The following is a 13,748-nucleotide window of genomic DNA, read 5'->3' on the forward strand; positions in this document are numbered from 1 at the left end:
GCGGCGAACCCACAGAAGCTTTGGAGAGGTTCATCGCGTCGCCCTCCAGCTATCCGTGCGCTGAAAGGCGAGTTCGCAGATCACTGCCGCATGGGCGAGTGAGACGCCGTAGCGATTGCTGATCCTATGGACGGCGAGTGAGGTAGGCGCTATATCGGAAGGGTCGATGCGATACGACATTTCCGAAGCCCGCTGGCGTGCCACCGCCGTGCGGGCTTCACCTTTTCTGGAAGCCATTCGTCTACGCGGCCTCCTGCACCAGAGACGCGAGGAAGGTGCGGATGCTCTCGTCGGTGACGTAGCTGGACGCGCCGATCCTGACGACCTTCAGCTTTCCTGCGGCAGCAAGCCTGTAAAACGTGGTGTTGCTGATGCTGAGGATCCGCTGAGCATCTTTAGTACGATGCAAAAGCTTTCCCGTTGGCGCGCGCGGTTCTCCCGCGGCACCCTGAACCGTGTAGTTCATGGCGGTTATCCTTGGCCGTCCCCAGGAATTGCTGGGGATGACGATAGACTAGGGCCCGGCTCGACCGACAAGCAACGGCCAGTTGTGGTCACTCTGGCAGAGTGACGGTTACTTAGTCAGAGATTTTCGCTGAAGCCGCCATCGCTTGAGTCAGCTTCTTCACCCAGCGATCGGCAGTCTCTTGAGATATCTCGCCTAAGCCCTCAGCCGTCAGGGCCTCATTTAGCGCCGTGAGCTGTTTATGCCGTGGGGCGCGGTTCTCTATGAGAGGCGGCAAGACTGCATTTTTGATCCGCTCACGCTTCAATTGTTTAGGTGTCTGTGCTCGCGATTTGCGACGTTCTTCCATTGTAACTTGATCTAGATATCGCTTGTTGGCGTTGTGCGTCCAAGTCGCCCCGCCAATGCGGTAGCAAGATCTAACTAATTGCTCTAAAGCAAGATCTAGTTCTATCAGCTTCTCAGCATCGGCGCCCGAGTCGGGTGAGGCGCGATTTATGAGATCTTCTATACCGTAGAAGATTGATGCCGCGGACTTGCGAAATTTGACCGCCTCCTCGCGGAGCCGCTGCGCTTCTTCCGGCTTGAAGACTTTTGACTCGGCGGCTCCGTCTGCCAGGAAAATGATATCGGTTGCCGAGGACATGAATTTGGATGCGGCTTCGTCAGGCATGGTTCGGTCCTTGGCCGCCAGTTCTAATGGAGCAGTGCTCAGCCCAAGCCGTCATAAGTTCGCGGCGCTTCTCGAACAGGTCGCCACGCCGATAGGCTCGCTCGGTTGCGTCGCCCACGGTGTGCGCCAGGGCCATCTCCGCGAGGTCGCGCGGGAATGCGGTGCACTCTCCAGCCCAGTCCCGGAACGACGATCTGAAACCGTGAACGGTCAGTCCGGCTCGAGCCATCTTCACGAGGACGTCGCGCGCCATCTTGTCCGTGAGCGGGCGCCGGCTCCGGCTGCCGGGGAACACGAAGGTCTCGTTGAGGCCGCGCATCTTCGCCAAGAGAGCCAGGGCCGGCGCCGACAGCGGTACCCTGTGCTCGGCGGCGGATTTCATCCGCTCGGCCGGAATGGTCCAGATCCCGGCTTCCATGTCGATCTCGGACCAGCGGGCGCCCAGCGCCTCGCCCGAGCGCGCTGCGGTCAGGATCGCGAATTCCAGCGCCCGCGCCGGGACCGAGTCCTCGCCTCGCAGGTCGACCATGAAGGCGGGCATCTCCTTGAACGGCAGCGCCGCATAGTGCTGCACCCGCTTCACCCGCGACCGCTTCGGGAGGAGGTTCTGCAGGTGCCCGCGCCAGCGCGCAGGATTTTCGCCGCGTCGGTAGCCATGGGTGGCCGCCCAATCCAGCACTGACTCGATCCGGGCGCGCACCCGCGTCGCCGTCTCGGATCGCGTAGTCCAGATCGGCTCCAGCACCTTCATCACCGAGGCGGTGTCGATCGCCTGGACCGGCAGGTCACCGATCACCGGGTGGACGTGGTTTTCCAGCGACGACGGCCACTGCGCGGCGTGGATGGCGTTGCGCCAGCCGGCCTTGTGGGCCTCGATGTACTTCTCGGCGCAGGCGCGGAAGGTGATGGCCTTCGCGGCCTCCAGAGCCGCCTCCTGGCGCTTCACCTTGCGGACCTCGATAGGGTCGACGCCCTCGGATGTCAGCTTCCGACACTCGCGCGCTCGCTCACGTGCTTCGGCGAGCGACCAGGTGGCGCACGACCCGAGGCCCATCTCGCGCGCCCGGCCGGCGATCTTGTACCGGAAGATCCAACTCTTCCCGCCCTTGCCGGTCACCTGAAGCCAGAGGCCGTGGCCGTCGCCGTACATCCCTGCCGTCTTCAGCCGAGCCACACCGAGGGCCGTGAGCTTACCCTGCATAGGATCTTCACCCGCGCTTCTACCCACACCGTAGACGCGGATTTGTGGGAACGCCAGGGCACCGCGGGGGACTTCGTTCCCGAAATACCCTCTGCGTTCCAGTGTGTTATGAGATCCCCAGGCGTTCCCAGGAATGCCATTACCGAGGAGCTGTCCGCCTCGATCGGCGAGATCGGCGATCAAGTCACCAAGTCGGCCGCGATCGCCGGTCAGGCGGTGACCGAGGCGGAGCGGACCGACCGGCAGATCCGCGGCCTCGCCGGGGCGGCGGAGAAGATCGGCGCGGTCGTGCGGATCATCTCGGCGATCGCCGCGCAGACCAACCTGCTGGCCCTCAACGCCACGATCGAGGCCGCGCGGGCCGGTGAGGCGGGGCGCGGCTTCGCCGTGGTCGCCGCCGAGGTGAAGGGCTTGGCCGAGCAGACCGCGCAGGCCACCGAGGAGATCACCGCACAGGTCGCTGCGATCCAGGGCGAGACGACGGAGGCGGTCGGCGCGGTCCACTCGATCGGCCGGACCGTCGACACGATGAACACGATCGCCAGCGCGATCGCGGCGGCGGTCGAGCAGCAGCGGTTCGCCACCGGGCACATCTCGCAGAATATCGACGCGGCGTCCCGGGGAACCGACTCGGTCAGCCAGAACGTGGTCTCGGCCTCGTCGGCCGCGGAGGCGACGCATCGCGTCGCCGAGGATGTCGGCGCGGCCGCCGGCGACGTCTGCCGCAGCGCCGAGGCCCTGCGGTCCGAGGTCATGCGCTTTCTCGCCGAGATGCGGGCCGCCTGAACGCACCGAAGATTCTGACGGGCGCCGCCGGGAGGGCGCCCGTCCGTGCGGATCATCAGAAGACCGGCATTGCCCCGGCGACGGTCACGAGCGCGCCCGACGTGTAGCTGCTCTCCTCCGAGGCCAGCATCACGTAGGCCGAGGCGAGTTCGGCCGGCTGACCGGGCCGGCCGAAGGGCACTTGGCTGCCGAAGGATTTGACCGATTCCTGGCTCATCCCGGACGGGATGAACGGGGTCCAGATCGGCCCGGGCAGCACGCCGTTCACGCGCACGCCCTTGTCGGCGAGCAGCTGGGCGAGGCTGAGCACCATGTTGCTCAGGGCGCCCTTCGTGGCGCTGTAGGCCAGGAGCGACGGCATCGGATGCTTGGAGTTCACCGAGGAGGTGAAGATCACCGAGGCGCCGGGCTTCAGATGGGCGAGCGCCGCCTTGGTCACGTAGAACGCGCCGAACACGTTGGTGCGGAAATGGTCCTCGAACACGGCGTCGTCGATCCCGGCGAGGTCCTCGTTCGGCTGCTGGAAGGCGCCGTTGTTGACCAGCACGTCGAGGCGCCCGAACGTCTCCACCGTGCGGGCGACGATCTGGCGCCCGTAGGCGGCGTCCTTGAGGTCGCCCGGCAGGAGCAGCGCGCGCCGTCCCGCTTTCTCGACCCACTGGGCGACCGCCTCCGCGTCGGCCTGCTCCTCCGGCAGGTAGGAGATGGCAATGTCGGCCCCCTCGCGCGCGAAGGCGATGGCGACCGCGCGGCCGATGCCGGAATCGCCGCCGGTGATCAGCGCCGCCTGGCCGGTCAGCTTGCCCGAGCCCTTGTAGCTCGCCTCACCGTGGTCGGGTTCCGGCTCCATGCGGCCGGTCTTGCCGGGGAAGCTCTGGGGCTGCGCCGCGAAGGGCGGGCGGGGATACTTGTGCAGCGGATCCGTGGTCACGCGTCGTCTCCGATGGGGGATGCCGGTCAAACTGCGCGGCATCCCGGGTGTTCCGGTGCCCTGGCGCCGCGCCCCGTCGATCGGAGCCTCGCTCGAGGCTGCCCCTGCCGGCGACAACACGAAGCCGTGTGCCGGCGCCGGGCCGACACAGGTCAGCAACAGCCGTTCCGCACTCTGGGCTTGAGGAGGTCCCGCCATGATCGACGTTCAGCCGGAGGATCGGGTCGCCCGCGCGATCGATCGCGTCTTGCTCGGCGCGGCGATGCTCTCGCTCACCTTCGGACTGGCCACGGGCCTTTGGGGCCTGCTGCAGTGAGCCGGCCCCTGGACCCGGGACAGGGATCCGAGGCGCGGATCATGGTCCGGCCCGGCCGCACATCAACGCGGCGGTCCGGACGCGACTACACCGCCGTGGCGTTGATCGGAACGGGGCTCACGGTGCTCGTGCTCGCGCTGCTGCTGGTCGGGATCCCGTGACCGGTCGTCGGCGATGTTGCTGAATCGCGCGGTCGTCGCGGCGCTGATCGTCGCGGTCGCGGCATTCCTGCTGTACCTGGCGGCGCTCGCACGGGCGGCGCTGTCGCCCAACGAGCCCTACGCGACCAGCATCGGCCTCACACTCGACCAGTGCGTGGACGCCCAGGACAGCCTGTCCGCCGAGGAGGCGCGCCAGTACTGCCGGAGGTCCGTGCCGAAGCGCCCGTGATCGGCAGCGCCCCGGTCTCCCGGAGGCCCCGGCGCGTGAGTTTCCCTGACGCATCGCGTGAAGACATGGTGATTGTCGGCCTGACGCCCGGAACTTAGACGCGGGGGGGCCGGCCGGACCTGTTGTCGAGCCGGGTCGCAGGACAGCCCAGGGAAGGCCCAGCACCATGGCGGACGATGCGACGTTCCGGTCCGGCCGCTGCCATTGCGGTGCCGTGCGCTTCGAGGCGGCCCTCAGCGACGATCTCGCGTCGATCCGCCGGTGCACCTGCTCCTACTGCCGCATGCGCGGTGCCGTCGTCGTCATGGCGCGACGGGGCGGGGTGAGGATCCTGCAGGGTGCGGAGGCGCTGACGACCTACCGGTTCCATACCGGGACGGCGCGGCACTTCTTCTGCGGGCGCTGCGGCGTCTACACGCACCATCAGCGGCGGTCGGACCCGAACGTCCACGCCGTCAACGTGGCCTGCCTGGACGGCGTCAGTCCCTTCGATTTTCCGGAGGTCCCGGTAATGGACGGCGTCAATCACACGAACGACACCGGCCAGCCCACGCGGCGCGCCGGCACGCTGCGCTTCATCCCGGCGGAGTGACGGCGGCGTGACGGCAGGCTGTCCGTCGTCGGGAGGCGGCGTGAAATCTCCGATCGGTCTCGCCTGACCGGCCCCGAGCGCCGCTCGGGGCCGGGCCCGATTCAGACGCTAATGATCGTGGCCGCAGCCGCAGCCGGGACCGTGCGTGTGGCCGTGGTCGTGACCGGGGTCATGCTTCTGGTGCCCGGGCTGGTGCTCATGGCTGTGACCGTGCTTATGCGCGAGATCGTGCGCGTGGCCATGCCCGTGACCATGGTCGTCATGATCGTGGTCGTGATGATCGTGGGCATGATGATCATGCCCGTGATCGTGCCCGCAGGTGCTGTGATCGTGGGCGGCGAGCTCGGGCCGGAAGGCGCGGGAGACCGGGGTCGCGACGCAGCCCTGCCCGCGCACCAGCTCGGCCGCGGCGGCAGTCGCCGGCACGTAGAGCACGTCGGCGCCGATCTCGGCATCCACGTGGCTGCCGCCGAGCTGCCAAGCGAGGCGCAGCAGGCGGGCCGGATTCTCGGCGCGCACCTCCAGGAGGTCCTCGGCGGCGGCCCGCACCGCGACGAGGCGGCCGTCATCGAGGCGCAGGGCGTCGCCGTCCTCGAGCGCCGCGGTCTTGGTGAGCGCGACGTCGAAGCCGAGGCCGCCTTCGGCGACCAGGGACCCCGCCACGGCATCCCGGGCCGCGCGGTCGAGGATCACCGTGTCGGCGACGCGGTCGGCGCGGACCGCGGCCCGGCGGACGATCGTGGTGGCTGTCGGCATGGGACCCTCGGACATGATGCCGGACTGGTGCCGGACGTGGTGCCGGATAGGGCGTCGCGGCACCGCGGCCGGAGCGCCTTCCGAACCGTGGCATAGGGCGAGACGGGAACCCGGCGCAACTCGGCCCGCGGCCGATGGAACCTTAGCCGTATGGCCGACATTCCTTTCCTGCTAAGCTCGGGACGATCCGCAACGATCACGGCCACCGGCCGGACCGGATTCACAAGGGAGTTTTGGGGACCATGAAGAAGCTGACGGCAGCCGCCATCGCCACCATCGCCGCCCTCTCGCTCGCTGGCTGCAACACCCCGGAGGACCGGGCTCTGGGCGGTGCCGGCCTCGGCGCTCTGACCGGTGCGGCGATCGGCGCGGCGGCCACCGGCCGCGCGGGCGGCGCCCTGGCGGGTGCCGCGATCGGCGGTGCCGGCGGCGCCATCGTGGGCGCCTCGACCGCGCCGCGCTGCCCCTACGGCACCTACCGCGACGCCTACGGCAACATCTACTGCCGCTAAGCGCAGCTGAAGCGCACTTGGTTGGGCCGGGCGCGTCCCGGCCCTTCCTCGCGGCGTGCGGAGCGGCTATCCCGTCGCTCGGCCGGGCCCGTCCCGGTGCCGGAGCCCCGCCGCCCCCGATGACAGAGCCGAGCCGAGGATCAGCGCCGGGACCGGCTCGCCCATGAGTCAGGCGACCAAGTCTCAGGGCGTCTGGGGCAAGCTCGGCGGCGCCGGCTTCGGCCTCGCGATCGGCGGCCCCCTCGGGGCGCTGATCGGGGGTGTCGCGGGCCATTTCCTCCTCGACCGCGTCGGTGCGCCCTTCGGGCGGACGCCCCGCGACGTCGTGTTCACCACCGGGCTCGTGGCGCTCGCCGCCAAGATGGCCAAGTCCGACGGCGTCGTGCTGCCCTCGGAGGTCGAGGCTTTCGGCCGGGTCGTGCAGGTGGAGCCGTCCGCCCGGGCGGGCGTCGAGCGCCTGTTCGACCTCGCCAAGAAGACCACGAACGGCTTCGAGGCCTACGCGCGTCAGCTGGCGACCACCTTCGGCGACGAGCCGGCGCTCCTGGAGGACGTGCTCGACGGCCTGTTCCAGATCGCCGGCGCCGACGGGGCGCTGCACGAGGCCGAGGAGCGATACCTGCGCGCGGTCTCGGGCATCTTCGGCTTCGACGAGGCGGCGTTCCGGCGCATCGCCGCCCGCCACGTGCGGCTGCCGGACGATCCCTACGGTGTCCTCGGGCTGGACCGCGAGGCGGACGACGCCGCCGTGAAGGCGCGCCACCGGGCGCTCGTGGCCGAGCACCATCCGGATCGGGCGCTCGCCCGCGGCCTGCCGACGGAGGCGGTGGCCATTGCCACCCGGCGGCTCGCCGCGATCAACGCGGCCTATGACCGGATCGCGCAGGAGCGCGGGCTGCGGTGAGCCTGATCCCCGACAGTTCCCTCGTCCGCCGGGTCGCGCCCTCGCCGAACCACGGGGCCCGCCGCTCCGGTCCGCTCGACATGCTGATCCTGCACTATACCGGGATGGACAGCGGGGCCGCCGCCCTCGCCCGCCTGCGCGATCCGCTGAGCGAGGTCTCGGCCCACTATCTCGTGTTCGAGGATGGCGGCATCGTCCAGATGGTACCGGAGGCGCGCCGGGCCTGGCACGCCGGCGCCGGGGCCTGGAAAGGGGAGACCGACGTCAATTCCCGATCGATCGGGATCGAGATCGTCCATCCGGGCCATGCCGGCGGCCTGCCGCCCTACCCGGAGGCCCAGGTCGAGGCGGTGATCGCGCTGGCCCGGGACATCCTCGGCCGCTGGCCGATCCCGCCGGAGCGGGTGCTCGCCCATTCCGACGTCGCGCCCGAGCGCAAGGAGGATCCGGGCGAGATCTTCCCGTGGGACCGTCTCGCGGCGGGGGGAGTAGGCCACCACCTGCCCCCGGCCCGCCTCCAGGATGGCCGCTTCTTCGCGCGGGGCGATGCCGGCCAGCCCGTCGAGGCGCTGCAGGCGATGTTCGCGCTCTACGGCTACGACCTGCCGGTGACCGGGATGTTCGACGCGCGCACCCAGGCGGTGGTCACGGCGTTCCAGCGCCATTTCCGCCCGGCGCGGGTGGACGGCGTGGCCGACGCCTCCACCATCACCACCCTGCGCGACCTGATCGCGGCGCTGCCGGCGGCCTGAGGGCCGGGCGCCTGCCGGGCCCCCTCAGGCGCGGTGGGCCCGAGCCTCGTGCGGGTGCCCGGTCTCCGAGGGCGCCGGCGCGTCGGTCCGGGTCCGCCAGAGGCTGTAGAAGACGCCGGCCGCCAGCAGCGTCAGGGTCACCACCAGGGAGACCCACGGCGGGATCGTCACGAGGCCGAACGTGTCGGCCACCACGATCTTGGTGCCGATGAAGATCAGGATGAAGGCGAGGGCCGTCTTCAGGTAGGCGAACCGGTCGACCATCGCGGCGAGCGCGAAGTAGAGGGCGCGCAGGCCCAGGATCGCGAAGATGTTGGAGGTGTAGACCACGAACGTGTCGGCGGTGATCGCGAAGATCGCCGGCACGCTGTCGACCGCGAAGATCACGTCGGCGCCGTTGACCAGCACCAGGGCGAGCGCCAGCGGGGTGAAGAACAGGGCGACCTTGCCGGTCTTCGGGTCGGTCTTGCGCACCGCGAAGCGCTGACCGTGCAGCTCGGGGGTGACCCGGAAGGTCGTCTTGAACCAGCGGACGACGGCGCTGTTCCGGAAGTCGCCCTCCTCCTCGTCGCCCGCGAGCAGGATCTTCAGGCCGGCGTAGATCAGGAAGGCGGCGAACAGCGACAGGACCCAGTGCACCTCGTGCACCAGGGCGGCACCGAGCCCGATCATCAGGCCGCGCAGCACCACGGCCGCCAGAATCCCCCAGAGCAGGACCCGGTGCTGTGCGGCCCGGGGGATGCCGAGCGCCGTCAGGATCATGGCGATGACGAAGACGTTGTCCATCGACAGCGACTTCTCGACCACGAGGCCGGTGACGTATTCCTCGGCGGAAGACGGCCCGAGATACCACCAGATCCAGCCGCCGAAGGCGAGGCCGAGGGCGAGGTAGAAGCCGGTGAGCAGCAGACTCTCCCGGACGCCGATCTCGTGCTCCTTGTCGCGGTGGAGGAGACCGAGGTCGAAGGCGAGCAGGCAGGCGATCAGGACGTGGAACCCGAGCCACATCCACAACGGCTTGCCGAGCCATACGACGGTGAGGACGTCCATCATGTGCGGGACCTGATGCTGATTCCAAATGGAAAGCATCGGCTCCGACATCACGGGCGCTGAGGAGCGCCCGCCAGAGGGGCCCGCAGCCGATGAGGCCGACGTAAGGGGTGATCCAGGCGAATCAAGGGCAGGACGCCCGAGCGGGGCGCGGGCCGGTGACGATATCCGGCCCCCGTGGCCCCGACGCGACGACGGGCACGCGTCGGAGCGGCCTGCGGTCTCCCCGCGGTCTCGAAGCCGGAACGCGCGCGGTGGCGGGTGCGCGCTCGGTCCGAAGGCCCTTCCGGGATCGGAAGAGGTCGAGGGGCCGTCAGGCGGGGACGTCCGGCGTCTCGGCGGCCATCTTCGGCGACGTGCGCTCGCGCAGGGGCCGCTCCTCCATCAGCGCCAGGAACGTGAAGGCGCCGAGCAGGCCGAGGCAGGCGGCCAGGAAGACGTGGCGGAAGGTCAGGGCGAGCTGGGCCGGGTCCGCGCCGCGGATCAGGCTCTCCACGTCGTGGGCCCCGCCCCCCGCCCCGCCCGCGGCGCCGCCGAGCACGATCGTGCCGAAGGCGGCCACGATCAGCGCTCCGCCGAGGGACCGGAAGAAGTTCATCGCGGCGGTCGCGATGCCGAGCTGGTGCGTCTCCACCGCGTTCTGGATCGAGATGGTCGAGAGCGGGAGGATCGTCCCGATCCCCATGGAGAGCAGCGCGAACAGCACCTCCATGAGCCAGAAGGGCAGCGCTCGGCCCTGCCAGGCGATGGTGGCGCAGCAGGCGAGGCTGACGCACATCATCGCCAGCGGCACGCGCTTGTAGTGCCGAAAATGCAGCATCGACCGGCCCGACAGGGTCGCGCCCGTGACGGTCCCGATCATCAGCGGCACCAGGGCCACGCCTGACTCGCTCGCCGAGAGCCCGATCACCCCTTCGAGGAAGATCGGCACGTAGATGGTGAGCCCGATGAAGGTGCCCATGGCGAAGCACGCGGCCAGCGTCGCGCTGTAGACCACCCGGTCCTTGAGCACCTCCGTGGGGATCAGCGGCTCCGGCGCCGTGGCGAGCCGCGCCGCGAAGCCCAAGCCCAGCACGGCCGCCCCGGCGAGGAGGGCGAGGACCGGCGCCGAGTCCCAGGGATAGCGCACGCCGCCCCAGCTCAGGGCCAGCAGGAGCGTGACGGAACCCGCCACCATCAGGGCGGCGCCGGGATAGTCCAGCCGGTGGCGGCGCTCGTGGCGCGGCAGGCGCTTGAGGTTGGCGTTGGTCAGCGCGAAGGCGAGGACGCCGATCGGCAGGTTGATCCAGAAGATCAGTGACCAGTGCAGGTGCTGGGCGAACAGGCCGCCGAGCAGCGGCCCCGCCACCGAGGCCGTCACGAACACGCCCGCGATCACCACTTGGTAGCGCGCCCGCTCCTTGGGCGACATGATGTCGGCCAGGATGGTCTGCGCCAGGGCGATCAGCCCGCCGCCGCCGACACCCTGGAGGCCCCGGGCGAGCGCCAGCGCCACCATCGTGGGCGCGAGCGCGCAGGCCAGCGAGCCGACCACGAAGGTCGCGATGGCGATCAGCAGCATGACCCGCCGGCCGTGAATGTCGCTGAGCTTGCCGTAGAGCGGGGTCACCGCCGTGGAGGCCAGCAGGTAGGCGGTGACGATCCAGGGCAGGTTCGCGGCGTCGCCGAGGTCGAGGCCGATGGTCGGCATGGCGGTCGCCACGATGGTCTGGTCGAGGGCCGCGAGCAGCATCGCGGTCATCAGCCCGTAGACGATGGCGCGGATCTCGCCCGGGCTGAGCGCGGCCTGCGGGGCGGCGGGCCGCGCCTGGGCCTGCGGCTGAATCTCGGTGACGGCGACGGGACTGGCCACGTGTCTGAGAGCCTCTGATCCGGACCGTGCCGGCCGACCGTCCGGGGCGGACGGGGCCTGGGGCGGCATGAGGGGGCGCGGACGGGCCGCGGTCGCGGGCCGGTGCACCGGTAACCGCGGCGCCCGGGATCGGGAAGAACGTGCGTTCGGGCGTGTCCGGTTCCTAGCGCAATGCCGGGGGCCGGCCCATGGCGCCCGGCGCCGATCCGGCCTTCGCCCTTGACAGAGCGTGCCGGGCTGTCGCTCTCCCGGGCCATGCCGGATGACAGGGACGCAATCGCCATCGTGGGCGGAGGGCCCGCCGGGCTCGCCGCGGCCGAGCTGCTGGGGGCGGCCGGCCGCGCGGTCACGGTCTACGAGCGCATGCCCTCGGTCGCCCGGAAGCTGCTGATCGCCGGGCGCGGCGGCCTCAACATCACCCACAGCGAGGCGCGGGCTGAGTTCCTCGCCCGCTACCACCCGCGCGGCGCCCTCGACGCGGCGATCGCGGCCTTCCCGCCCAACGCGCTCAGGGTGTGGTGCGCGGATCTCGGCGAGCCGACCTTCGTCGGCTCGAGCGGGCGCGTCTTCCCGCGGAGCTTCAAGGCCTCGCCCCTGCTGCGGGCGTGGCTGGCGCGGCTCGACCGGCTCGGCGTCCGGATCCGCACCCGCCACCGGCTCACGGGGATCGCCGAGGGCCTGCGCTTCGAGACCCCGGACGGCCCCCTGGACCTCCGGCCCCGCGCCACCCTGCTGGCCCTCGGCGGGGCGAGCTGGCCGCGCCTCGGCTCCGACGGGCGCTGGGTGCCGCTCCTCGAGGGGCTCGGCGTGGCGGTGGCGCCCCTGCGTCCGGCCAATGCCGGCTTCGCGGCGGCGTGGTCCGACCTGTTCCGGGAGCGGTTCTCCGGCGCTCCGCTGAAGCGGGTGGCGCTCACCTGCGCGGGCACCACGGTGCGGGGCGAGGCCGTGATCACCGCGGCCGGCATCGAGGGTGGGGCGATCTACGCCCTCTCGCGCGCCCGGGCGAAGACCGGGTTCACCTCGTACTCCTCGCACGGCACCGCGTAGCACATGCGCAGGAAGTTCGACGTGTAGTCGAGGTCGTTCTTCGGGTACACGAAAGGCTGGCCGATCGAGTACTTGTAGGCCATCGCCGCGAGCGTCGGCATCTTGGCGATCATGCGGATCGACGCGATCAGCCGCTGGCTCTCGTCCGTGATATCGGTCGAGTCGTGGTAGAAGGCCGAGAGGGCGCCCACCGAGGCGACCATCACGGCCATCGGGTGCGCGTCGCGGCGGAAGCCGGGGAAGAACCGGTTCATCTGGGGCGCGATCAGCCGCGCCCCCGCTGCGGCGGCAGGAGGTCCAGCACGGCCTCGGAAGGGCGGCACAGGCGGACGCCCTTCGGCGTCACCACCAGCGGCCGGTTCAACCCGCGCCGATCGAGCGGGCGATCTCGACGGCGGGCGGCGTCCGGCTCGACGCGCTGGACGGGCGGTCCATGCTGCGCGCCCATCCCGGCCTGTTCCTGGCCGGCGAGATGCTCGACTGGGAAGCGCCGACCGGCGGCTACCTGCTCCAGGGCGCCTTCGCGGGCGGCCGGGCGGCCGCCGCCGGGATGCTCGACTGGCTGCGCGAGACCGGCGGCTGAGCCGCCGGGATCAGGGCCGCCCGCCTCAGGGCCGCGTGCAGAACCCGACGATGCCGGACGCCTCCGCCGGGCAGCTGGCGCCCTCCCCGTCGTAGGTCGGCGCGCCGCCCTTGAGGCAGTGGGCCGTGACCAGCATCTCCCCGGTCGCGCAGGTGACGGTGCAGCCCCCCGGGCAGTCGGACTTGCGCACGGGCCGCAGGCTGGCGGCGGTGGCCTCCCCCTTCGGGCCCGGGCCGCCCTGCGGTCCGACCGGACCCCGCGGGCCCGCAGGACCCTGCAGGCCCGAGGCTCCCGTCTCGCCCTTCGGGCCCGGTGCGCCCTGCGGGCCGACCGCGCCCGTGGGACCGGACTCACCCTTCGGGCCGGGCTCGCCCTGAGGACCCGTCTCGCCCTTGAGGCCCTGATCCCCCTTGGGGCCGGTCTCGCCCTTGGCCCCCGTCTCGCCCCTGGGGCCCGTCTCGCCGGGCGGTCCCGCAGCTCCCTGGGGACCGGGCGGTCCGGGCGGACCCTCGGGCGCGCAGTTCGCCACCACCGCCTCGCGCTCGTCCGGCTCCGCCTTCAGCGTCACCACGCAGGTCGCGGGCCGGTAGGGCAGCCGGAAGGTGAACCGGCCGCGCCGGTCGGCCTGGATCGAGATGTCGTCGTCCAGCACCACGATCGCCCCGGGCTTGCGCACCGAGCCCGAGATCCGCAGGTCGCCGGCCTCGATGCGCGCGTCGTAGACCATGATCGGCTGGCTCGGGGCCTGCGCGTGCCGGATCCGCGGGCGGGCCGGGCGCGACCGGCCCGTCGCGGGGGCGGCCGAGGCCGGATCCGGGCCGGCCGCACCCGGGGGCTCCGCCTGCTGGCCGAGCGCCGCCCCCGACAGGGCGAGCAGGAGCGTCAGGGTGAGGGCTGGGCTGAAGGAAGAGCGCATGCGCGGTCCGGTTCGACCGCG

17 protein-coding genes and 1 pseudogene are annotated in these 13,748 nt (G+C 70.9%); 9 read left to right on the forward strand and 9 right to left on the reverse strand.

Annotated features, from left to right (window positions below):
- Positions 1 to 241 precede the first annotated feature (241 nt).
- The 3 genes from MOTC310_RS02715 to MOTC310_RS02725 all read right to left on the reverse strand — a co-directional run bounded on the left by MOTC310_RS02715 (position 242) and on the right by MOTC310_RS02725 (position 2,340).
- The gene (locus MOTC310_RS02715; RefSeq protein ID WP_331300716.1) at positions 242 to 466 is read right to left on the reverse strand and encodes a helix-turn-helix domain-containing protein; all 225 of its coding nucleotides are present in this window, start codon (positions 464 to 466) and stop codon (positions 242 to 244) included.
- Between the two features lie 112 nt (positions 467 to 578).
- Positions 579 to 1,139, reverse strand: coding sequence for a hypothetical protein (locus MOTC310_RS02720; protein WP_331300717.1), 561 nt, complete (start codon positions 1,137 to 1,139; stop codon positions 579 to 581).
- Entirely contained in the window at positions 1,132 to 2,340 is a 1,209-nt protein-coding gene (locus tag MOTC310_RS02725) for a tyrosine-type recombinase/integrase (RefSeq protein ID WP_331301454.1), read from the reverse strand. The genes MOTC310_RS02720 and MOTC310_RS02725 overlap by 8 nt, the downstream gene beginning before the upstream one ends.
- Positions 2,341 to 2,556: 216 nt before the next feature.
- On the opposite strand from MOTC310_RS02725, the gene MOTC310_RS02730 reads away from it, so the two are divergent.
- On the forward strand, positions 2,557 to 3,126 hold the full coding sequence (locus MOTC310_RS02730; RefSeq protein WP_331300718.1) for a methyl-accepting chemotaxis protein: 570 nt from the start codon (positions 2,557 to 2,559) through the stop codon (positions 3,124 to 3,126).
- Positions 3,127 to 3,181: 55 nt separating this feature from the next.
- Here the strand turns inward: MOTC310_RS02730 and MOTC310_RS02735 are convergent, their stop codons facing one another.
- The gene (locus tag MOTC310_RS02735; RefSeq protein WP_331300719.1) at positions 3,182 to 4,057 is read right to left on the reverse strand and encodes an SDR family oxidoreductase; all 876 of its coding nucleotides are present in this window, start codon (positions 4,055 to 4,057) and stop codon (positions 3,182 to 3,184) included.
- A gap of 312 nt (positions 4,058 to 4,369) precedes the next feature.
- Between MOTC310_RS02735 and MOTC310_RS02740 the strand changes: the two genes are divergently transcribed.
- From MOTC310_RS02740 to MOTC310_RS02750, 3 genes are all read left to right on the forward strand, one after another.
- Complete coding sequence (locus tag MOTC310_RS02740; RefSeq protein ID WP_331289668.1) at positions 4,370 to 4,534, forward strand: hypothetical protein; 165 nt, start codon at positions 4,370 to 4,372, stop codon at positions 4,532 to 4,534.
- 13 nt (positions 4,535 to 4,547) lie between these two features.
- On the forward strand, positions 4,548 to 4,763 hold the full coding sequence (locus tag MOTC310_RS02745) for a hypothetical protein (RefSeq protein ID WP_331289667.1): 216 nt from the start codon (positions 4,548 to 4,550) through the stop codon (positions 4,761 to 4,763).
- Positions 4,764 to 4,929: 166 nt separating this feature from the next.
- Positions 4,930 to 5,355, forward strand: coding sequence for a GFA family protein (locus MOTC310_RS02750; protein ID WP_331300720.1), 426 nt, complete (start codon positions 4,930 to 4,932; stop codon positions 5,353 to 5,355).
- Between the two features lie 108 nt (positions 5,356 to 5,463).
- Here MOTC310_RS02750 and MOTC310_RS02755 read toward each other — a convergent pair whose 3' ends face one another.
- Positions 5,464 to 6,111, reverse strand: coding sequence for an urease accessory protein UreE (locus tag MOTC310_RS02755; RefSeq protein WP_331300721.1), 648 nt, complete (start codon positions 6,109 to 6,111; stop codon positions 5,464 to 5,466).
- Positions 6,112 to 6,353: 242 nt separating this feature from the next.
- Between MOTC310_RS02755 and MOTC310_RS02760 the strand changes: the two genes are divergently transcribed.
- From MOTC310_RS02760 to MOTC310_RS02770, 3 genes are all read left to right on the forward strand, one after another.
- A complete protein-coding gene (locus tag MOTC310_RS02760; RefSeq protein ID WP_331300722.1) occupies positions 6,354 to 6,623 on the forward strand; it encodes a hypothetical protein in 270 nt (89 codons plus the stop codon).
- Between the two features lie 163 nt (positions 6,624 to 6,786).
- Positions 6,787 to 7,527 (forward strand): TerB family tellurite resistance protein, encoded by a 741-nt coding sequence (locus MOTC310_RS02765; RefSeq protein ID WP_331289677.1) that lies wholly within the window; start codon positions 6,787 to 6,789, stop codon positions 7,525 to 7,527.
- The gene (locus tag MOTC310_RS02770) at positions 7,524 to 8,279 is read left to right on the forward strand and encodes an N-acetylmuramoyl-L-alanine amidase (RefSeq protein WP_331300723.1); all 756 of its coding nucleotides are present in this window, start codon (positions 7,524 to 7,526) and stop codon (positions 8,277 to 8,279) included. Before MOTC310_RS02765 ends, MOTC310_RS02770 begins: the two co-directional genes overlap by 4 nt.
- Positions 8,280 to 8,303: 24 nt before the next feature.
- Here the strand turns inward: MOTC310_RS02770 and MOTC310_RS02775 are convergent, their stop codons facing one another.
- Both MOTC310_RS02775 and MOTC310_RS02780 read right to left on the reverse strand, forming a co-directional pair.
- The gene (locus MOTC310_RS02775; protein WP_331300724.1) at positions 8,304 to 9,332 is read right to left on the reverse strand and encodes a TerC family protein; all 1,029 of its coding nucleotides are present in this window, start codon (positions 9,330 to 9,332) and stop codon (positions 8,304 to 8,306) included.
- A gap of 310 nt (positions 9,333 to 9,642) precedes the next feature.
- The gene (locus MOTC310_RS02780) at positions 9,643 to 11,181 is read right to left on the reverse strand and encodes an MDR family MFS transporter (protein WP_331300725.1); all 1,539 of its coding nucleotides are present in this window, start codon (positions 11,179 to 11,181) and stop codon (positions 9,643 to 9,645) included.
- 255 nt (positions 11,182 to 11,436) lie between these two features.
- Here MOTC310_RS02780 and MOTC310_RS02785 point away from each other — a divergent pair, with 255 nt between their 5' ends.
- Entirely contained in the window at positions 11,437 to 12,228 is a 792-nt protein-coding gene (locus MOTC310_RS02785) for a TIGR03862 family flavoprotein (protein ID WP_419539872.1), read from the forward strand.
- On the opposite strand, the pseudogene MOTC310_RS02790 reads toward MOTC310_RS02785, so the two are convergent.
- Positions 12,168 to 12,497, reverse strand: a pseudogene (locus MOTC310_RS02790) (citrate/2-methylcitrate synthase); the annotation flags it as partial. The gene MOTC310_RS02785 and the pseudogene MOTC310_RS02790 sit on opposite strands and share 61 nt — an antisense overlap.
- Positions 12,498 to 12,508: 11 nt before the next feature.
- On the opposite strand from MOTC310_RS02790, the gene MOTC310_RS02800 reads away from it, so the two are divergent.
- Positions 12,509 to 12,811 carry an NAD(P)/FAD-dependent oxidoreductase gene (locus MOTC310_RS02800; RefSeq protein ID WP_419539874.1) on the forward strand — a complete coding sequence of 101 codons (303 nt, stop codon included), beginning with the start codon at positions 12,509 to 12,511 and terminating at the stop codon, positions 12,809 to 12,811.
- 25 nt (positions 12,812 to 12,836) lie between these two features.
- Here MOTC310_RS02800 and MOTC310_RS02805 read toward each other — a convergent pair whose 3' ends face one another.
- A complete protein-coding gene (locus MOTC310_RS02805) occupies positions 12,837 to 13,727 on the reverse strand; it encodes a collagen-like domain-containing protein (protein ID WP_331300726.1) in 891 nt (296 codons plus the stop codon).
- Positions 13,728 to 13,748: the final 21 nt, after the last annotated feature.

It is taken from the genome of Methylobacterium oryzae, assembly GCF_036441375.1.
GTDB classification, from domain to species: Bacteria; Pseudomonadota; Alphaproteobacteria; order Rhizobiales; family Beijerinckiaceae; genus Methylobacterium; species Methylobacterium oryzae_A.